We start from the raw sequence: 18,885 nt of genomic DNA, 5'->3' as shown, positions 1-18,885 counted from the left end.
GTGGTCGACCATCTTTTTCGTCGAGTTCGTCGCCAACCATATTCTCGTAACATCCGCTGTTGCATGCGCTGCATTGATCGCTGCTGGTGCGGGTCTCATGATACGAGCTTTCTCCCGCACTGCGCACCTTCACGGAGAATTACCCACAGAGGACTTGAAGGGTAGGAACTCCCACTCGACGTAGTCGTTGCAGAAGATCGTGCCGATCGGGCCGCTCATGCCGACTCTGTATTCGCAATCGTCGAGAGCACCCTGCTCGGCCATTGGGCTGATGCAGTCGTTGTCGAACCAGTGCTGCATCCAGCAGAGTTCGTGCGTGACTTTCGGGTGGTGGTGATCGTCGTCCCAGCTCTCGCAGTCACATCCGGGGTAGTTGTGGCAGGCGGACTCGGTGCCACCGTGGCAGGTGAATTCGATCCGTGGGTGCTCTTCGTCGCCGGTGATGGTGACTGTGTGTAGTGCCTTGGTGCTCATTGCTGTTCCCCTTCCACCCCTGCGCGGATGAATTCCTCTTGCAGAGCTGCGCGGATGAGTCGTGCGGCTCCCCATTGCGCTATGAGATTTCCGCCTTGTTGGAAGAGGTCACCTTGCAGCTTCTCCACCCTGGCGATCGTGGCCTCGGCCTTCGCGGCGCGCGCTTCGGCTTCCAACCGCGCCGCTTCTTCTTTGCGGATCTGAGTTATGCGGATGCTGGCCCGGTTGTTTGCGGCCTTCACTCTGGCTCTGGCGCGAACATCGACTTCCGTTATCTGCCCGTTGGTGTGCTGCTCCACCACAGACGCGAGATGTACGGCATGATCTTTCACAAGCCCGCCTACCCAGTCACATCCGTTACATTCGGGATAGCGGACCTCTTCGTTCAACTCGACTACGCGCAATGTGTGCGCTGCGATGAGGTCGGTCAACCCCGGATCAGGCGCGTCAGTCATCAGCATTCCCAGTTCTGTAGGTCACGTGGAATCTCCATCAGCTGAACGGAATCCCATTCCCATTGGTCGTTGAGCAGGATGGAGTGGAGGTGTCGACCGCATGCGAACCACCGTGTCGTGGGTTGCATGTCTTTGCCTTCGAAGTTCTGGATCGCCCAGCGGGCGCGGTTGGTGCAGGAGTCGCACCCCGGATCAGGCGCGGTCACGCTGCCTCTCCAGATCTGCACCCGTATGGCGAGCAGCCATCTGGGTCTCCGAACTCGGCGAGTTCGTCGAAGATGTCGGTCTGTCGGTCGTGCCATTCGTTGGCTGTCACGCGGTCGATCGGCGCAAGGTCCAACGGGACACGCGACCGGTGGAGGAAGGCTTCGCCGCGAAGTGGTTCACCTCGTGCGCCACCCTTTCGGATGAGTCGGTCGAATTCCACAGCGTCGGACCATTCCTCGGGATGGTTGTCGCGGAGGTCTCGCCATGCAGCGTTGCCGTGGAATGGGCAGCCGATGCATGCGCTTTTCGCGGTATCGCCCCACCCGGATGCCCTGAGCCACCGTTCGCAGTCCTTTCGGGACATGTCGAGGTCGAGCAGCGGGTAGCGCTTGGTGGTGTAGAGGTTTGCCTGTTTGTCATTGACGCGGTGGATTTCGTCGGTGGAGAATCCGATCCATTGCTCAGCGGTGTTTCCTCTTGGAACGCTGCGGAAGTCGGGGTATTTGGCTCCGAGTAGTTCGCGGACTTTCAGCCCAATTGGGCGCAGTTTGTATTCGCTGGTGCATTGTCTGCGACCCATGCCTTCGGAGCCGTCTGGATTGCGTATGAACCAGGGGACAGAAGCGAATCGACTTTCGGGGTCGGTGATGTCGTTGCGAATGTTGCCGACTGAGACCCGGTAGAGCGGGATTCCGGCGCGACTGAATTCAACTTCCAGTTTGTCGACCTGACGGTAGACGTTGGGTGGCTCCCACCCGGTGTCGGCGAAGATCGCGCCGTCGAGTCCGGCGAGGGTGCCATCGCAGGCCATGAGCGCGAGGACGGTGGATTGGACGCCTGCGCCGAGGGACAGAAGTTTCAGCCTGATGCTTGCGGTCATGACTTGCCTTCCGTCAGTGCGGTTCTGCGGGCGAGTTTGGTTGCGAGTCGTGCCACGTCGTAAGCGCTGCGTGCGTGTCTGAGTTGGCCGCCTCCGATTCGGGCTTCCCATCCGGCCTTGCGTCGTTCGCCGGGTGAGACGAGGACTCCGGGGTAGGTGCCGAGTGGTTGTGAGCCGTTTTTGTTCGGTCGGATCTGGGTGACGTTGACGGGCCAGTCGACTCCGAGGACTGCGCCGAGCACTTCGGCGGTGGCGAGCAGTGCGGTGGGGTCGACTGCGGCGCGGCCTTTCATGTGCCAGCTCGGCCGGGTGATGGTCTCGACGGCGACGAGGTCGACGTCGTGGATTTGCAGGAGTGTCGCGCCTGCTTCGAGGACTGCGAGGACGTAGCGCCGTTCTGCGGGAAATATTTCCCCTTCTGAGGTGATTGTTCGGTGGGCGATGATTTCGTCGCCCGAGAGGACGCAGAGCCCCGTTGCGCGCGCTCCGGGATCGATCCCGAGGACGGTTCTCACGATTCCGCCTTCGCTGCCCGGTACTTCCGAATGCCCCAGACGATCGCGTGCAGCGATCGCAGGTAGTGCACGTCGTAGTCCGTGAAGGACCATTCCCAGGTGTCGAAGAACTCGAAATCGCCGCCCCGGAGGCCCCGGTGCCGGAAGTTGTGCAGCGCGCTTCTGGCTTCGCTCTCGAACTCGGTGTAGTCCAGAACGTCATCCTTGATCGATCGCCAGAGTTCGACGACGTCACCTTCGTAGTCGTGCCGGCGTTCCCAGAAGTCCTCGACGACGAACTGCTTGAAGATCTCCGACGAGAATTCCCGCCACTGCGAGGTGCCTTGGATCTTCTCGCCCCAGTAGTGCGGGTTGATTCCACCTTCAGATTCGTGGCCACTGCCGGCGAAGAATCCGAACATGTCGTCTATGCGAGCGAAGTGGAATGACTCGAGGTCACCGGTGACGACGAGGTGGCCGGGCCAGGTGATCAGATCCCAGCCATAGAGCCCCGTGCCGGGCTTGCGGAATCGGAGGTGCCGGTACAGCTCGTCGTCGCGGAGGATCGTCATTTCGTGTTCGGTGACCGACAGGTCGAACTCTCGCTTGGCGTGCGCCAGTAGGTCTCGTCTTTTCGTGCCGACTGCTGACATCGATTTTCCTTCGTTCATCCACATCCACAAGTGAGGTACTCACCTAGAGCAACTAGAAGGATTGGTATGTGGTTGGTGTTTATGGGTTGGTAAATATGGTGGGGTGACATGGGTGTCACTTAGACTTGCTCGAAATGTCACTTAGACTTTGCGAAATGTCACTTAGACTTGCTCCAAATGTCACTTAGACTTCTCGGTCTGTTCTCTGAAATCGGTAGTTATCCACAGGATTTCGAACCTCTATCCACAGCCTGTGGAAACAATCTCTAGGTGACACCCATGTCACTTAGACTCTGCGCCATCAGGATCCAGAACAAGCCGATCGAGAACGTCTGGCGGAACCGTCAATTGGTACTCGTCCGCCAACTTCTGGTACCGATTCCCCTTCTTCGAACGAGTCACGAAACCGTTCTCCCGAAGCCACGACATGTTCCGAATCACCGTCCGATTCGACACCTCCAGCACACGACCCAAATGGTCGACGCCGGGATAAATTCGCGACCCGTCACTGTCCGAAAACGTCGCCAACATCAGCGCCAGATACTTCGCGCCCGAGGGCATGCTGACACGTCGGACGATGCCCTCCCAGACGAACCGATCGACCGACTGCTGCCCGTCCTCGAACTCGATCGCTGGCTCTGCCGTCATGGTTCAGTTCTCACCTTGCTCGCCCGGGCCGCCACCGAAGAGACGGACCAAGCCTGTTGCAGTTGGACTTACTCGGCCGGTTCTTCGCCGGTTTCGAGAAACTGGATCGTGGTCGCCACCTCGGCGCTCGTCAGATCTTCGAGCCCGGAGAGTTCCTGCCCCTGCGGCCTCTCGAGTCGACTAGCGAAGAATGCCGCCCGCTCCGACACTTCGATCCCGTGCTTGTCCAGCGCCGCGAGCAACTCCTGCAGCTCATCTGGCGTCGCACGCGCTTCGATCGCGGGCTGCTCAGGCTCTGCCGTCACACCGAGCGCGGCAGCCAAACCAGCGGTGCCCCCCTTCGGCGCGGGCACACGTTCCGACGTCACCGACGTCGACTCGGCCTCGATCACCTGCACAGCGTCCTCGAGGACCATGCCCGAGAAGTCGTTCGGGTACGCCTTCTTCCATGCCGCAGCCTCTGCGCACTTCGCGAGCTGATTGGCCGGCATCTTCGCCCACATCGAATTCGGAACCTGCTGGCCATCTTTCGAATACGTCTGCACGTACTCGCCGTACATTGCGACCGACGAGTACTTCACGCCGTTCTTGACGACGATGTACTTCGCTGCAAGTGGTGGACGATTCGGGTCCAGCCAGACGTCATCCCAGCCACCGTCGGCGCCGCGCCAGAACGGACCCTCGACCGCGATGTCGTCACCAGCGAGACGCGCCAGCCGGTGACCGGTCACCCTGTAGCCGTCGATCCCCGTCTGGATCGTGTACTTCATGACCCACTCTTCGTCCTGACGCTTAGCCCGCTCGTTCCACACCTTGATCTTCGTGCGGCGACCGAGCATGTAGATCTGCTTCGCAAACGGATCCAGCCCGGTGCGCTTCGCCTGATGGAAGAACAGGTCGAGGTCCCCCTTCGGCGCATCCTCGACACCGAGCTGCCGGAGCGCCGCCACCTGCACATCGGTGAACGTCGACTGAGTCGGGTCGATAACGAGATCGGTGGTGTTTCCGCGTACTGCGATCTGATTTGTCATGCTGCAGGCCTTTCGATTTCGGCCGGATCGGCCTTCGTGTTGGATTTGAGTGCAATGCCCTTACCGTGCGGGCCGCGGGTTGCGATCAGCAGTCCACCGGCCTTCGCGGTCCTCGCCCCGGCCATCGCGTCGAGCACTCGGGACTTGACGCCAGTCAGCCGCTTCGCGACGTCCTTCTCCTCGGCGACGGTGGTCAGGTAGTCGTGAGCGAGATCCGGATCGAGCTGAACCTCTCGGTCATCGATGTCGGGATGCAGGCGCCGAACCGTCGCGTACGTGCTGATCGAGTCGTCGAGTTCCGGCGGAATCCCTGCGGCCAGGCTGGCATTCCATTCCCTGACGCGCTCGAGGATGAGTTCCGCGACCACCGGATCGTGCGCAATCGTGTAGATCTTCGGCTTGCCGTATTGCGGCCACAGGACGACGTCCGACGGGTCGAGCCAGCCGGTGACGATCTGCTGCCAGATCACCTGCGCGGTGTAGTCGGCGGGCACTTCACCAGTTCCGTCGTCGCCCCACTCGGCGAGGTCGCGTGCTGTTTTCTTCTCCACACCGCGGCGCTTCGATCCGCGTGAACCGCGGGCGTCGACGGTGGCGGCGTTGGGGAATCCCAGTGCGTCATTGGTGTATTGGACCTCGGCTCGCGAGAGCTTCCACCCGGGATTCTTGTACCGCCAGTACTCGGCGGCCGCCAGCTCCGCCGCATGCCCGTAGTCGAAATCGTCCTGCTGCGCTTTGCCGATCGGCTCCGGCGTCACGGTGCCGGCCATCTCGTGCCACAGCGAGAACTGCGACTTGAACCGCGAGATACCGAGAATGGACGGGATCTTGGACGCGGTGATTATCTTCAGCCACTCCGGCGAGCCCGGTACGGCCTTCGTCGTCACGAGTCGGGAGGTCATCTTCTGCTCCGATCAAGTGTGAGGTTGTCGTGATGGGTGGCCCAGATATTGGCGCCGTACTGGACGTTCACGAGTCCGCGGTTCGCAATGTCGGCGCTGCGGATGATTCCGGGCTCGGTCGCCAGAGTTGCTGGGTGCGTGTAGATCACCCGCTTGCCGACGTTCTCGATGGCTTCGGAGAGTTTCATTCCCACTCACCTCGCATTGCAGCCTGGACGTCCTCGCGACGTTCCGACTCGACACGCGCGCGTTTGAAGTCGGCCGGATCGCCCTGGCCGCCAAACACGCAGCTCGGTGCACACGGCGCGGACCGCCACTTCCCGCACGTTCCACACCCCCAGGTGATGAAGCTCGGCACCGCGGGGAACGTCGCAGGCTCGCGGGTTGGGAACTCCTCGACGCAATCAGCAACGAGGCTCTCGTACGCGCGGTCGACCTGCTCGCCGATCTCCTGCTCGTACCAGTCCGGACTATTGACCGGATCCTGCAGCGGGTCAGTCACTTCGCCGCCTTGGATGCACGCTTGGCCGGAGTCTTCTTTGCCGCGGTGCGCTTCGTCGGGGCGCGTTTGGCCAGTGTCTTCGTCGCGGCCTTGGCGGGAGCCTTCTTTCGCGGTGCGCGCTCCGGCTTCTCAGGTTCGGGTTCGGGCGTCGGTGTGAGGAACTCCTTCCAGTCCGACACCGGATCTCGGTCAGTACCGGACCTCACAGGCATCAGGATGCCGATGAAGTGTTCACCTATGCGGACTACTGCTGGACGACTCGGCGTCGAGAGTCGAATGCTCACTGCTTGATTCGGACTCCAAGCAGCGTCTTTGAAGGCTGCGAGATACGCCGAGTTCGCCATCCAGTTCTCGACTTCGATCGGACGTTCCATCTCGACCAGAAGGATCTCGGCCAGATTGGGGAACTTCTCTCCGGTGAAAGTTACGGTGATGCTGGTTTCACCATCACCGACAGTGAGGGTGGTTCGATCCGCAGTGACCTGCACTCGCATTGACCGCTCCGGAGCTCGCCCACCGCCGAAGACTTTGAGTATTCGGGTGGCGGAACCTCGACTGAGATGGCCAAGGTATTGGTCGCCGCCCGTAAGATCGTCGACGGCCGGGAGTCTGACGACGCCTCCACGGAATCGATCGGTGCTGGCGATCACGAACCGGCTTCTGAGGATTTGCAAGTCAATCCCATGCAGCATCGGAAGGGTGTCGTCCTTGCCTGCGAATTTGAGCCCGATAGTGACCGCCTTCGTGAGGTCGCCGCGGCTGATGCTGAATGTGATGCTCATGCTGTTGCCTCCGTGGTCCATTCGATTCGCTTCATTGCGTTGCCCCAGCCCTCGTGATTGGGGCCGTGGCCGGCGAGCTTGGCGCAGGTGAGATCTGGCTGCGTTGGGTGAGACTGCTTGCACGGGAGTCCGCGGCCGTGGCAGGGCTGACCGAGCTTCGTGCATTCGGTGTTGTGAATGTGGTCGGTCATGCCGCCACCGACTCAGCGTCGTGAAGCAACGCGTACAGATGCGGATCACACTGCAGTGGAGTGCGGTTCGGATGGGATCGAGCCCATTCGTCTACGCGCATGGAATCCAAACGCGTCCACTCGCCGTCGGGCCGCGACTGCCTGGCTCGTTTCTTTCGCTCGAGCTCACGCGCTGAGCAATCGAGGCAACGGCAGCCGAAGTTGTTGTAGGCGGACAAGGTGCCGTGATTCGCGCGAGGGTGAACCAGTCGGCCTTCGATGAGGACTCGCTCCGCCATCCGGGCTGCGCGCTGAGTCGCGGTCGGGCGCCTCATGCTGCACCACCGATCGGGCCGAGCGACGCCATAGCGGCTACCAGCAGGATCGCGATTACCGCCACAATGACGATCGCGGCAACCTTGATGCGGCGGGACGACTTCGGCGCGGGCTCCAGTCCCCATTCAGCCCAGGTGTCGCGGTCGACCACAACCGGCTTCACCTCGTCAGCGAAGCGGATCGCTCCGTTCTCGATGGTGAGCGCGTCGAGATCGTCGTCATGGTCGACGTCGGAATCGCCGGGCCAGTCGAAAGCCTGCGCAGTGACGAGCGGATCGCTTGGACCGAGCACTGCGAGCGGCGACGATTCCAGGCACGATTCAGGCTGCACCGGTGCCGTTTTGGGCGTGTTTTGGGTATGCGTCATCACAAAATGTCCTTCGCAGGAGAAATGAGAGTGTGGGAAGTTTGGGCCGGTGGCGTCGGGTTGCCGGCCATCTGGACCGGCGAAAGCCGTACTTGGGTTACGCCACCGGCGTTTGTGGGGTCGAGTTCGCACCGGTTGTGCGCGTGCGGGCGCGTTGTTTTGTCGACGTCACCCCAATATTTGCTGGGGTAAACTCCACGCCATGGCAAACCCCGCGCAGCTTCTTCACGAAGCCCTGAAAGAGTGGGATCCGAGAGGTTCCGGTCGCTCTGCTACCGACATGCGAGTTATGCAAAATCAGGATGGCGTATCGCGGGTTATCCGAGCGGTCGGCTATCTCTCGGAGATCGGAGAATTGCTGTCCGCAATGGAAGCAGCCGGGCGCAATACGGGACTGTATCGACGCAGATATCCAAATTGGACCGCGATGGTTCTTTCCTATCCAGACGGCTGGACAAACCGTGCCTCGACTTTCGACCAAGGGGACCTCGATACGCTCGAAGCGTTGATCGAAGTCATCGGATCGTTGGTACCAGTCGCATCCCAGCAGGAGCGCTCGTCGATATCCGATCTGGTGACCGAAATCCTGGAAGCGCTTCACGAAGATATACAGATGCCGAACGAACTCAAGGCGCATCTCTTTGCTGTCGCTGAGCACTGCAGGCGCTGCATCGACGAGTATGAAATTCTCGGAGACTTCGCGCTTCGCCAGGCTGTCGACCGCCTGTATGCCGAACTTGCCCGCGCCGAGGCCTCGGGGTCGACCGACGCGACCTGGCGAGATAGATTCTCCCGATTCTGGACTCGCGCTGGCATGCCTTTGTTGATGTCGGGAGCAACGACCGCGATCGAGCAAGGCGTCAGCTTGGCGCTCGAAAGCTAGTCGTAGGCCTGAAGGATCGACGACATTCGGTCGTCGATCATCGCCGCCACCTTTGCATACGCGAAGTCGAGCGCCAGAACTTCCGGACCGGACCCCAGCTCGCTCCGCTGAAATGCTGCAACCTCCCCGGACAGTCCGCCCAGTAGGACGAGGCAAGATTGCCGCTGCTCTCGTGTCAGCTCGCCCGGATTCCATTTCATGGCACGAAAATTCCGATCTATTCGAGATAGCATTCATGCTGCAGCCTCTTTCGTCCAGCGTCCGACCGCACGTGCAATCGCTTGCGCACCAGTGGGAGTGATCTTGAGCGTGTGCATGACCTCGCCTCGAAACCGTGGAGCGTCATGAGCCTCGCAACGCTGGAAATATGCCTTCTTGTCGGCGTATTCGGAGTAGCGCGTCTGGGGTACGACTTTGCCGTGCTTCTCCGAGAACCTGGACGACTTTTCGGCGTAGATCCAATTGCGTGCAATCAACTCGGCGCGTAGCCACGTCTCCCCTACGCCGAGCGTCGAGGCGACCGTGCGCACCGTCATCACATCGCTACCGGCAACGAAGATGTCGACGTACGCTGCCTTCGGCTCGAGGGCTGCAATCTGTGCGCCCTGCGCCTCGATCTGCTCGTCTTTCGCTGCAAGCATCGCCTGAGCCTCGATAACGGCCTGCGCCAAGAGAGCGGGGCCCGTGAGTGCCGGCGCCGTGGAGTAGGTGCCTGTGTCCCGAATTGCGGGCCACACCTCGTGGGTTAGGAAGCGACGGAAGCGGCGAGCTTCGGGCTTGCGGGAGTCGAGGACGAGATCGGTTGCGCCATCCTCGGACACGACCCACATGTTGCGGTTCTGTCCGACGGACCTGATTGGCGTAGAACGCCGATCAGCTTCGTCGAGCCGCTCGACTGCTCGACGCACGTCCTTGATGTCGAGCGCTCGGCAGATGTCGGCGGCGACTGCCCATCGCTGTCGGTCAATGTCGACGGTCCGGATCTCGGTGGACTCATAGGAGAACAGTTCGATGCTCATGCCGCACCGCCGAGCTTCGCCTGGACCTCGAGCGCCTGGGCGATGTCATCCATGAAGGTGAATGCGTCGTCACGCGGGAGGTAGACGGCATCCTCGCCGTCGACGCTGATCGCAATCATGTTCAGCGCTCGGTCATAGCGCGCCGAGATCTTTGGATCGTCGACCTTGCCCGTCGAGGACACCGAGGCGCCCCCGACGGATCCGGCCTCTCCTACTGTTAGGTCACCACAACCATCAACAGAAGGAGAAGAACTGTGATCAGCACCCGTCTCGAACTGGTCCGCGAGGGAATCCAGAACTGCCAGAGCGCAACCGCGAAGGTTGCTCAGCTCCGATCGCATAGTGATCCGGCCATTCAGGAACTCGCGAACGCGGTGCACTTCCTGTCGTTCGGGGTCCAGCAGATCGGTCTCGCACTCTCCGACGAAGGCCGCAACGACGATCTCCCCATCCAGCGCAGCAAGTAGGTCGCGGAGTATGCGCGCGAAACGTCGCGACTCTTCTGCCGTGCATGGGCCGAGCGAGTAGCTGGGCGGTGCAACGTCGAGGGCGGCGGGGCTGCGGTTTGCTCGCCCTGCGGGATGTCGATCACGCGCCGCCTGCTCAGGCTTACTAATCAGGCGAAAGCGATTCGGCTTGGCTGAAGTCATCACGTCTATGGTGTTGTTGTTGAGTGCGTCGATCACTGCCGCCATGATGTCTTCACTGGTAAGCGGTTGTGCGGTAGTCTCTGTCATCAGATTCCTTTGCTTGGGATTCGGTTGGCCGTCATCTGTTCGCGCAGATGACGGCTTTTTCATGCGGAGCGTGAGTGAGTTGTGGCGGCGCGCTGCTTAGCCACCCATGCTTCAACGATCTCGGACTCGAGCTTCAGAGGGGAGCTTTGAGCGGTCCCCGTCTTCCAGGCCTGCGAGTACAACTCGTGACCTTCAACTCGGAGCACCCGAATGCGCTGCGGGGAATCCCCTGTACGTTCACTGATTCCATGGATATTGAGAAGAGTCATGTCACCTCCATTTCGTGCCGGATGAGGTTTAAGGCGAAAATTGGACCTGGCGGCATCGGTCGGCGCGTTACCTCCACAGTGTCGAATGTTGCTGCGGGTCTGCACCTTTGAACCATTGGCAGGTGTATGAGCGGCGCGCTCGCCAGGTCGGTCTGTTCACTATGAAGATGTCAAAGGTCGCGCCAGGTGGTCGCCTGGCGAAAGATGTTGCGAGAGTGGCCTATGCGGCCGGAATGGCAATTTCCTGAACGAGGGTGTCCAGTGGCCTGCCAGTGGCCTTCTTGAGTGCCATCAGTGTGGAAATCGTGGGGGTCGTGCGTCCCGATCGCAGGTTGGCGACCGTGCTACCCGAAAGATTTAGCTTGTGGGCGAGCTTCTCATCGCTACTCAGTCGATATATGCGACGAGCGTCGTCAAGAACCTCGGGATCTAGGCGGATCATTTTCACCTCCCTGCCGTGCCTCTCTTGCCTGACATGTGCCAGTCAAGCACATGGTGAGCCTGATTGGCAAACATGTAATTCCATGAATGTGTTTCACCAGGTTGAGGGTGTGCCAAACTTGCGCACCTATCAATGGGTTGGCATAGTGACACGCATGGATCACACGAAGTGGATGCAATCACTCTGGGGAGATGAGAGCGTGCGAAGTGTTGCGCGCCGGTCCGGAGTCGCACCGAGGTCTCTTGCAAATTACGTTGAGCGAGGGAAGATCCCAGCCGAGGCGGTAATCTCCTTGGCGATCGCATATGGGGCCAACCCGGTTGGCGCCCTGGTGGAGACCGGCTACCTTGCGCCAGAGTATGCGAAGCAGGTCGATCCAATGACCGCTCTCCGTGGAGTCACGGACGAACAGATCGCTGACGAGGTCCTCCGTCGAATGCTGGCCGGCAGCCATCCAGCATTTGAGATGCCTATCGATGAATACGCAGGGAAGTCGCAACGTACGGGGAGCTCCGACAATGTGCATCAGTTGACTCGCACAAATCCACCCCAGGAGGTTGACGATGAAATCGACGACCTCGACCTGCCCTATGTGGCACATGAGCCGGGTCAGGACATAGACGAGGATGACGACGAGTCGAAGTACGACATATAGGTACCCATGGATCAGCTATACACCGCTGCAAAATCCATGGAAATCACCGTGGTCGAGCGATTCCTACCCGGTCACCAGTGGGGACGGTACATCCATTCCAAACGGCGAATCGTTCTCAATACTCGACTTCAGTCTCGACAAAAGGCGCATACATTCGGCCACGAGCTCGGGCATGCCCACTACGGCCACGAACACGACGACGAGCCGGGTTCGATCATTGCTATCCGCCAGGAGCGTATGGCTGATGAATTTGCAGCAAAGCTGCTGATTAATTCGTACGACTACGAAGTGACTGAACGAATGTACGGGCCGCATGTCCCGACTCTCGCGGTACAGCTCGGAGTTACCGCACCGATGATTTACGCCTGGCAATCAATGCAAAGGCGACAGAACCGCAATGGAGGTCGCAATGGCTAGGCCGCCACTCCTAATTGGCACTTGGGGAAAGATTAAGCGCCACCAGATCGAACCTGGCCACTGGTTTGCAAACTGCCGAGTGAGGGACCATGACGGAGTAACGAGGCAGGCGCGCCGCTACTCCCCCGCCGGCGTGTACGACAAGGTTGGCGCTGCGGCCGAGCGAGAGCTGACGAAGCACCTTGCAACTAGGACACATATCGAAGGCAGTGACGCGATCACAACGGATACCTCAGTGATGGAACTGTGGACCGCGTACCGTGTCGAACTCGTGGCCGACAAGAAGGCACACCGGACACTCACGCGTTATGACGAAGTTGCCAAGTTCATCGAGAACGGCCTGGGCGGCGTCCGTCTGCGCGAATTGACGACGCAACGACTAGAAGCGTTCCTGCGCGCCATCGAAGTCAAAAACGGCCCCGGCAATCTCAAGACGACGCGCACAGTTCTGTCGGGAATGCTCGGAATGGCAGTCAGGTTCGGAGCCATGAAATCCAACCTCGTCCGCGACACCAAGGGCGCGAAGTCCACCGCAAAGAAGACACCTAGGTCTCTCACTCCTGAGCAGTTGTCGAAGCTGCTCGTCGATGTGCGCAAGTCCAAGTTGGAGTGCCCTCCACTGCAGGGGTCGAAGTACTCCGTGCCTACCGTCGCCGACTACTGTCGGCGCGCAGACCTGGCCGACCCGATCACAATGTTCACGGCCACTGGCGTTCGCATGTCCGAGCTGCTCGGCATCGCATGGCCGGATATCGACTTCAAAGGGAAGACCGTTGCATTGACGGGCAAGGTCTCCCGCGTTCCTGGCGAGGGCATGGTCCGCACGACGGCCGAGCTCGACCCGAAGAATCGTCACCGCGTTCTCGCGCTGCCGGACTACGCGATCTCAATGTTGCGCACCCGCAAGTTGGCGGCAGGACCGAGCGATGACGACGTCGTGTTCCCGAGTGCGAAGGGCACCTTGCGAGATCCGGACGCGTTCAATCAGCAGTGGCGTCGAGTCCGTAAAGTGCTCGAGCTCGACTGGGTTACCGGACATACCTTCCGGCGAACTGTGGCGACGATTCTCGATGACGCAAAGCTGACGGCTCGCGCGACGGCAGATCAGCTCGGTCACGCCAAGGTTTCAATGACGCAGGACAAGTACATGTCTCGTGGCACTATCAGGCATGAAGTCGCCGAAATTTTGGAATCTGCTGCAGCGCAGGGACTTTAGGCAAAGCGTTGAGTTTTAGTTGAGTTCAGAGTCCAGATGGACTCGATTTACAGCCACTACCAGGAAGTACCTGAATTTGAACCTGCGACAGGAAGGGTCGCAGGTTCGAATCCTGCCGAGGGCACCAGGTGGGACTCTCCCCACATCGGCGTGACCAACGTGCCATTCTTGAATTCATGACGACGCCTCACTCCACGGCAACTCCCCCGAAGAACATGTCTTTGATCCCGGGTGGGACGTACTGGATGGGCTCCGAAGACTTCTATCCGGAAGAACGCCCAGTTCACCAGGTCACCGTCGACGGATTCTGGATGGACACGACGGCGGTGACGGTCGCCGAGTTCCGACGCTTCGTGAAGGCAACCGGCCACGTCACCACTGCTGAAATCGCCCCGGACGCCGCCGACTATCCCGAGGCCGATCCAGCCCTCCTCGTCCCGGGATCGTTGGTCTTCAATTCGCCACCCGGCCCGGTTTCACTTGACGACTACACCCAGTGGTGGTCGTTCACTCCCGGCGCCGATTGGCGCCATCCCGAGGGCGCCGACAGCAACATCGGGGGACGTGAACGGCACCCCGTCACCCACGTGTCGTACTTCGACGCCCAGGCCTACGCCGCGTGGGCCGGCAAGGAACTCCCGACCGAGGCCGAGTGGGAGTTTGCCGCCCGCGGTGGACTCGATCGCCAGGCGTACGTGTGGGGCGATCACGACTCTCCGGGCGGGCGACCCGGTGGCAACGTGTGGCAGGGCCAGTTCCCCTGGGAGAATCTGCTCGAGGACGGTTACGAGCGCACCGCTCCGGTCGGAAAGTTCCGGCCCAACGGCTACGGACTGTTCGACATGGCCGGGAACGTGTGGGAATGGACGGCCGATCACTACACGTCCGACCACGCCCACAGTTCCAAGAACGTCGCGCCGGCCTCGTCGTGCTGCATTCCTCGTAATCCCCGAGCGGAGTTCGCCACGGAGGCGTTGGTGGGCGAACCCTACGCACGACGGGTGATCAAAGGCGGCTCACATCTGTGTGCACCGAACTACTGCTTGCGATACCGCCCCGCCGCGCGGCAGGGCGAATCCGAGGAGTCCTCGACCTGCCACGTCGGCTTCCGGTGCATCATCCGCATTCCGCAGGAGTAGATCAGAAGGGCACGTCCCCCAGGATGGCCACCCGCTCCATGACGCGACGATGCGGGAAGTAGTCGCTCGCAGCGTAGTGCTGGGTGGCCCGGTTGTCCCAGAAGGCAATGGAATTCGGCGCCCACTTGAAGCGGCACTGAAAGTCCGGGACCTTGACCTGCGCGAACAATAGGTTGAGCAGATCGTTGCCTTCGACAGGATCCATATCCGGAATGTGGGTGGTGAAGAGGCTGTTGACGAACAGAGTTTTACGCCCGGTCTCCGGATGCTTACGCACCATCGGATGCAGAACCGGCGGGTACTGCTCCTTCATCTGCTCCAACTTCTCCGGGCTCATGCCGCGTCCGAAGGACGGTACAAAATCGTGGATGGCGTCCTTGCCGTCGATCAAGTCCTTGATCTCGTCGGGGAGGCAGTCGAAGGCGTTACCCATATCGGCCCAGAGCGTGTCACCACCGGCAGGCGGTACGTCGATCGCCCGAAGTACTGAACCGAGCGGCGGCGTCTTCGTCCAGGTGACGTCGACGTGCCAGATGTTCTCCGTTCCTGGACTGTCCTCTCCGCGTTCGAATCTGACGACTGCCGGGACCTCTCCCTGTGGGAGAAGTGGATGGACCTCGAGTTCGCCCCAATGGGCAGCGAAGTCACGATGATTCACGCTCGAAATCGGCTGGTCCCGAAAGAACACGACCTTCCATTCGAGCAGGGCCCGACGCACGTCCTCGATCTGCTCCTCCGACGGATCATGCAGGTCGATGTCGCTGATCTCGGCACCGATGAACGGTGTGACGGGTGTCAGAGTGAACCGCTCGTACGGCCTCGATTCAACGCCTTCCGGGTTTCGCCTCATTCCGCGTGGTCCGAATTCGATTGTGTGATTGCCGATTTGGACTGTTCGTGAGGATGTAAGGGTAGCCATCGAATGACTCCGTCCTGTCGTGTCGTGTCGCGGGGTCACACGTCAGTCGACGCGTGCACCCGCTTTGCTCGTGTGCGTTTGTGTGCGCTTTGGGGCGCGGTCAGTGCTCCTACCGCGAGATCGACCAGATGATCCACTGTCGTATCGAAATCTGCCTGCACAACGGGGTTTTCGTCTTCGCGGCGCTGCTCGAAGATGGCCAGAGCAGAGACGCTCATGTTGAACGTCAGATCGATCCGTTCAACCGCGACGCGGCGGGGCAGATGCGGCAACGCCCGCGTCAACCTGCCGACTACCTCGTTGATTCCTTCACTGACCTCGCGAAACTCAGCACTCTGTGTATCCACTGACGGTGAAATTCTCGCGATGAACCGCGCATAGTTGGCCCCGTCGACCGTCGCCAGAAAATCTGCCAGCGGGTACAGAAAGGCTTCGACCAAAGCACGGACCAAGTCGGTCCGCCCACTGGCGTCGATGTCGTCGAGATACGTCAGTCGCGCTGCGTTGATCTGATCCATCCGATGCCGGAATACGGCCAGCACCAGACCGTCTCGCCCACCGAAGTGATACTGAACTGCAGAGTTGTTGCGCTGCCCGGCCGCAGTCGCCACGTCCCGCATGGACACTTCGTGAATACCTTGCTCGGCGAACATCCGCTCGGCGACGGCGATCATGGCGTTCTTGGCATCCAACGAAGCGGGCATACACCGACCATATAAGTCACTGTCTTAATTCCGCAAGCCCCACCCCCTACGCGCGGTTAGGGAGTGCAGGGACTCCTTAACCACTCACGGGGGTAGTTGTCCCAGTCAACGAGACATACGCCGCCAACTGAATTCCGATCGATACGCTCCAGATTAAGACGACTGCTTAATCCGCCCGGTTTTGCACACGCCAAGGAGCCTGCTGGTGAATCGCCATTCCATTCCGATCATTCCCGAGACGCCGAACGTCGCGGCCGCCGTGTACTACCCCGATCAGAATCCCCCGTACACCCGCCCGGAACCGCTTCGCCCGCCGGCCGGGGCCCCGAACGTGCTGCTGATCATGATCGACGACGTCGGATTCGGCGCACCCTCCGCGTTCGGTGGCCCGTGCCGCACCCCCACCGCCGAGCGTTTGGCCGAAACCGGCGTGAAATACAGCCGATTCCACACCACGGCTCTGTGCTCGCCGACGCGTGCCGCCACACTGACCGGGCGCAACCACCACAGTGTCGGTATGGGTGTCATCTCCGAAATGGCCAACGCGGCACCGGGATACAACGGGACCCGCCCCGCCTCTGCCGCCACGGTCGCACGCGTCCTACAGGGAAACGGCTATGCGACAGGTGCTTTCGGCAAGATGCACCAGACCCCGACGTGGGAGACCACCGCTGCCGGGCCGTTCGACCGTTGGCCGGTCCGTGAGGGTTTCGACAAGTTCTACGGTTTCCTCGGTGCCGAGTCCGACCAGTTCACCCCGGTTCTCTACGAGGACTTCACGATGGTCGACTTACCCAAGACACCACAGGAGGGTTACCACCTGTCAGAGGATCTCGTCGACCACGCGATCGAATGGGTCGAGGGCGTCAACACGATGGACCCCGACAAGCCGTGGTTCTGCTACCTCCCCTTCGGCGCGTGCCACGCTCCACTGCAGGTTCCGGACCGATACCTGAACAAGTACGTCGGCGAATTCGATCACGGGTGGGATCGCCAACGCGAGATCACCCTCCAAAAGCAGAAGGAACTGGGCGTCGTCGCTCCTGACACCGAATTGGCCCCCTGGGCTCCAGGGCTCCCACACTGGGACGAACTCGACGACGACCAGAAGAAGGTCTCGGCCCGTTTGATGGAGTTGTACGCGGCGTTTCTCGAGCACACCGACGACGAGGTAGGCAGGCTCGTCGACCGGTTGCAGGACATGGGTGTACTCGACAACACTCTGGTGCTCTACATGATGGGTGACAACGGCGCTTCCGCGGAAGGCGGAATGGAGGGCTCGTTCAACTACCTCGCCGGCCTCAACGGTTACAAGAGTGCGACATCCGACGTACTGGCGCGCTACGACGAATTGGGGACCGAAACCAGCTACCCGCACTATCCGGCGTCGTGGGCTCTGGCTCTCGACACCCCTTACCAGTGGGCCAAGCAGGTTGCGTCCCATTACGGCGGTACCCGAAACGGTCTGATCACCCACTGGCCCAAGGGGATCGACAAGCCAGGAATCAGGGAGCAGTGGCATCACTGCGTCGACATCACGCCGACAATCCTGGAAGCTGCCGGTATTCCGGCACCGACCAGCGTCGACGGGGTCACCCAGAAACCGATGGAAGGCGTGGCGATGAACTACACCTTCGCCGAGCCCGACGCCGAAGAGCGCCACACCACACAGTATTTCGAGATCTTCGGCAACCGCGGAATCTACGATCACGGTTGGACCGCAGTCACGGCCCACCGCGCACCCTGGCTGATGGCCACTCACGGCCTCGAGCTCACACCGATGAGCGAGGACCGTTGGGAGCTGTACGACACCTCGGTCGACTGGTCGCAGGCCCGCGATCTCGCGGACGAGCATCCCGAGATCCTCGCCCGGCTCAAGGAAAAGTTCCTCGTCGAGGCGGCCAAATATCAGGTGCTGCCGCTGGACGACAGAACGGTCGGTCGCCACGCCACCGCGGAATCACGACCCCCGCATCCGATGATGGGCCGCAAGACCCTCACGCTGTACCCACACATGAACGGTCTGGTCGAGAAAGCCGCGCCGACGTTCTTCAACCGCTCGTACACGCTGACCGCAAGTCTGGGTAGCGTCGCCGACGGCATGCTGGTCAGCCTCGGTGGCCGGTTCGGCGGATTCGCTTTGTACATACTCGATTCCGTCCCCGTCTACTGCTACAACTTCAGCGGCAGTGGTCGGACCTTCGTGCGTGGGCGCAACCCGCTGGCACCCGATGCACGCGAGGTGTCCGTCCACTTCGAGTACGACGGCGGCGGAATCGGCAAGGGCGGAACCGCCACCCTGATTGTCGACGGCGAGGTGATCTCCGAAGGCCGGATCGAGAAGACCACTCGGGCGATCTTCAGCATGAACGAACAGCTCGACGTCGGCATCAACCGGGGAAGCCCGGTGGCGGAGGAGTTTGCGGAGAAGGGCACGTTCCGCTACGGCGGCAAACTCCACAGCGTGACCGTCGACTTACGATCCACCCGAGACGTGGTGTCCGCAGAGGAACGGGAGAAAATCTCACTCGCCGTGCACTGATCGACCAGGCGACGCTCGCCGATTGTGCAGCCGCGCGCGATA

27 protein-coding genes are annotated in these 18,885 nt (G+C 60.9%); 6 read left to right on the top strand and 21 right to left on the bottom strand.

Annotated features, from left to right (window positions below):
• Positions 1-129: 129 nt before the first annotated feature.
• The 15 genes from ATN37_RS28930 to ATN37_RS28860 all read right to left on the bottom strand — a co-directional run bounded on the left by ATN37_RS28930 (position 130) and on the right by ATN37_RS28860 (position 7,901).
• Complete coding sequence (locus ATN37_RS28930; protein ID WP_218695968.1) at positions 130-474, bottom strand: hypothetical protein; 345 nt, start codon at positions 472-474, stop codon at positions 130-132.
• Complete coding sequence (locus ATN37_RS28925; RefSeq protein WP_218695967.1) at positions 471-929, bottom strand: hypothetical protein; 459 nt, start codon at positions 927-929, stop codon at positions 471-473. The genes ATN37_RS28930 and ATN37_RS28925 overlap by 4 nt, the downstream gene beginning before the upstream one ends.
• Positions 929-1,135: a hypothetical protein gene (locus ATN37_RS28920; RefSeq protein WP_218695966.1), complete on the bottom strand. Its 207-nt coding sequence runs from the start codon at positions 1,133-1,135 to the stop codon at positions 929-931. The genes ATN37_RS28925 and ATN37_RS28920 overlap by 1 nt, the downstream gene beginning before the upstream one ends.
• Positions 1,132-2,016, bottom strand: coding sequence for a hypothetical protein (locus ATN37_RS28915; RefSeq protein ID WP_218695965.1), 885 nt, complete (start codon positions 2,014-2,016; stop codon positions 1,132-1,134). The genes ATN37_RS28920 and ATN37_RS28915 overlap by 4 nt, the downstream gene beginning before the upstream one ends.
• Positions 2,013-2,531, bottom strand: a complete 519-nt coding sequence (locus ATN37_RS28910) for a hypothetical protein (protein WP_218695964.1) — start codon at positions 2,529-2,531, stop codon at positions 2,013-2,015. Before ATN37_RS28910 ends, ATN37_RS28915 begins: the two co-directional genes overlap by 4 nt.
• Positions 2,528-3,163, bottom strand: coding sequence for a hypothetical protein (locus ATN37_RS28905; RefSeq protein ID WP_218695963.1), 636 nt, complete (start codon positions 3,161-3,163; stop codon positions 2,528-2,530). The genes ATN37_RS28910 and ATN37_RS28905 overlap by 4 nt, the downstream gene beginning before the upstream one ends.
• 282 nt (positions 3,164-3,445) lie before the next feature.
• Positions 3,446-3,811 (bottom strand): hypothetical protein, encoded by a 366-nt coding sequence (locus tag ATN37_RS28900; RefSeq protein ID WP_065455380.1) that lies wholly within the window; start codon positions 3,809-3,811, stop codon positions 3,446-3,448.
• Between the two features lie 68 nt (positions 3,812-3,879).
• Positions 3,880-4,842, bottom strand: coding sequence for a recombinase RecT (locus tag ATN37_RS28895; RefSeq protein WP_218695962.1), 963 nt, complete (start codon positions 4,840-4,842; stop codon positions 3,880-3,882).
• Positions 4,839-5,744: a YqaJ viral recombinase family protein gene (locus ATN37_RS28890; RefSeq protein WP_218695961.1), complete on the bottom strand. Its 906-nt coding sequence runs from the start codon at positions 5,742-5,744 to the stop codon at positions 4,839-4,841. Before ATN37_RS28890 ends, ATN37_RS28895 begins: the two co-directional genes overlap by 4 nt.
• Positions 5,741-5,932 (bottom strand): hypothetical protein, encoded by a 192-nt coding sequence (locus ATN37_RS28885; protein WP_218695960.1) that lies wholly within the window; start codon positions 5,930-5,932, stop codon positions 5,741-5,743. The genes ATN37_RS28890 and ATN37_RS28885 overlap by 4 nt, the downstream gene beginning before the upstream one ends.
• Positions 5,929-6,246, bottom strand: a complete 318-nt coding sequence (locus ATN37_RS28880; RefSeq protein ID WP_218695959.1) for a hypothetical protein — start codon at positions 6,244-6,246, stop codon at positions 5,929-5,931. The genes ATN37_RS28885 and ATN37_RS28880 overlap by 4 nt, the downstream gene beginning before the upstream one ends.
• Positions 6,243-7,028 (bottom strand): hypothetical protein, encoded by a 786-nt coding sequence (locus ATN37_RS32965; protein ID WP_218695958.1) that lies wholly within the window; start codon positions 7,026-7,028, stop codon positions 6,243-6,245. The genes ATN37_RS28880 and ATN37_RS32965 overlap by 4 nt, the downstream gene beginning before the upstream one ends.
• Entirely contained in the window at positions 7,025-7,219 is a 195-nt protein-coding gene (locus ATN37_RS28870) for a hypothetical protein (RefSeq protein WP_076948386.1), read from the bottom strand. The genes ATN37_RS32965 and ATN37_RS28870 overlap by 4 nt, the downstream gene beginning before the upstream one ends.
• Positions 7,216-7,533 (bottom strand): hypothetical protein, encoded by a 318-nt coding sequence (locus ATN37_RS28865; protein ID WP_218695957.1) that lies wholly within the window; start codon positions 7,531-7,533, stop codon positions 7,216-7,218. The genes ATN37_RS28870 and ATN37_RS28865 overlap by 4 nt, the downstream gene beginning before the upstream one ends.
• Positions 7,530-7,901, bottom strand: a complete 372-nt coding sequence (locus ATN37_RS28860) for a hypothetical protein (protein WP_218695956.1) — start codon at positions 7,899-7,901, stop codon at positions 7,530-7,532. The genes ATN37_RS28865 and ATN37_RS28860 overlap by 4 nt, the downstream gene beginning before the upstream one ends.
• Positions 7,902-8,103: 202 nt before the next feature.
• Here ATN37_RS28860 and ATN37_RS28855 point away from each other — a divergent pair, with 202 nt between their 5' ends.
• Positions 8,104-8,784: a hypothetical protein gene (locus ATN37_RS28855; protein WP_218695954.1), complete on the top strand. Its 681-nt coding sequence runs from the start codon at positions 8,104-8,106 to the stop codon at positions 8,782-8,784.
• On the opposite strand, the gene ATN37_RS28850 is transcribed toward ATN37_RS28855, so the two are convergent.
• The 4 genes from ATN37_RS28850 to ATN37_RS28835 form a co-directional block, all read right to left on the bottom strand.
• On the bottom strand, positions 8,781-8,984 hold the full coding sequence (locus ATN37_RS28850) for a hypothetical protein (RefSeq protein WP_218695952.1): 204 nt from the start codon (positions 8,982-8,984) through the stop codon (positions 8,781-8,783). The genes ATN37_RS28855 and ATN37_RS28850 overlap by 4 nt on opposite strands.
• Before the next feature lie 33 nt (positions 8,985-9,017).
• Positions 9,018-9,803, bottom strand: a complete 786-nt coding sequence (locus tag ATN37_RS28845) for a phage antirepressor KilAC domain-containing protein (protein ID WP_218695950.1) — start codon at positions 9,801-9,803, stop codon at positions 9,018-9,020.
• Positions 9,800-10,540 carry a hypothetical protein gene (locus tag ATN37_RS28840; RefSeq protein ID WP_218695948.1) on the bottom strand — a complete coding sequence of 247 codons (741 nt, stop codon included), beginning with the start codon at positions 10,538-10,540 and terminating at the stop codon, positions 9,800-9,802. The genes ATN37_RS28845 and ATN37_RS28840 overlap by 4 nt, the downstream gene beginning before the upstream one ends.
• A 489-nt stretch (positions 10,541-11,029) precedes the next feature.
• Positions 11,030-11,251, bottom strand: coding sequence for a helix-turn-helix transcriptional regulator (locus ATN37_RS28835; RefSeq protein ID WP_218695946.1), 222 nt, complete (start codon positions 11,249-11,251; stop codon positions 11,030-11,032).
• Positions 11,252-11,405: 154 nt separating this feature from the next.
• Between ATN37_RS28835 and ATN37_RS28830 the strand changes: the two genes are divergently transcribed.
• The 4 genes from ATN37_RS28830 (at position 11,406) to ATN37_RS28815 (ending at position 14,678) form a co-directional block, all read left to right on the top strand.
• Positions 11,406-11,906, top strand: coding sequence for a hypothetical protein (locus ATN37_RS28830; protein WP_218695944.1), 501 nt, complete (start codon positions 11,406-11,408; stop codon positions 11,904-11,906).
• A 6-nt stretch (positions 11,907-11,912) separates the two neighbouring features.
• A complete protein-coding gene (locus ATN37_RS28825) occupies positions 11,913-12,323 on the top strand; it encodes an ImmA/IrrE family metallo-endopeptidase (RefSeq protein ID WP_218695942.1) in 411 nt (136 codons plus the stop codon).
• A gap of 238 nt (positions 12,324-12,561) precedes the next feature.
• Positions 12,562-13,539: a tyrosine recombinase XerC gene (xerC, locus tag ATN37_RS28820; RefSeq protein WP_256933496.1), complete on the top strand. Its 978-nt coding sequence runs from the start codon at positions 12,562-12,564 to the stop codon at positions 13,537-13,539.
• A gap of 176 nt (positions 13,540-13,715) precedes the next feature.
• A complete protein-coding gene (locus ATN37_RS28815; RefSeq protein ID WP_083057105.1) occupies positions 13,716-14,678 on the top strand; it encodes a formylglycine-generating enzyme family protein in 963 nt (320 codons plus the stop codon).
• Position 14,679: 1 nt separating this feature from the next.
• Here the strand turns inward: ATN37_RS28815 and ATN37_RS28810 are convergent, their stop codons facing one another.
• On the bottom strand, positions 14,680-15,597 hold the full coding sequence (locus tag ATN37_RS28810; RefSeq protein WP_030534931.1) for a TauD/TfdA family dioxygenase: 918 nt from the start codon (positions 15,595-15,597) through the stop codon (positions 14,680-14,682).
• 35 nt (positions 15,598-15,632) lie between these two features.
• Positions 15,633-16,301: a TetR family transcriptional regulator gene (locus ATN37_RS28805; RefSeq protein WP_218695939.1), complete on the bottom strand. Its 669-nt coding sequence runs from the start codon at positions 16,299-16,301 to the stop codon at positions 15,633-15,635.
• A gap of 205 nt (positions 16,302-16,506) precedes the next feature.
• On the opposite strand from ATN37_RS28805, the gene ATN37_RS28800 reads away from it, so the two are divergent.
• Complete coding sequence (locus ATN37_RS28800; protein ID WP_218695937.1) at positions 16,507-18,843, top strand: arylsulfatase; 2,337 nt, start codon at positions 16,507-16,509, stop codon at positions 18,841-18,843.
• The last annotated feature ends 42 nt before the right edge of the window (positions 18,844-18,885 follow it).

Origin of the sequence: Rhodococcus sp. MH15 (assembly GCF_019266045.1) — a bacterium.
Taxonomy (GTDB): Bacteria; Actinomycetota; Actinomycetes; order Mycobacteriales; family Mycobacteriaceae; genus Rhodococcus_F; species Rhodococcus_F qingshengii.
Note: the sequence above shows the minus strand (reverse complement) of the source record. Positions and strands in the feature narration are given on the sequence as shown.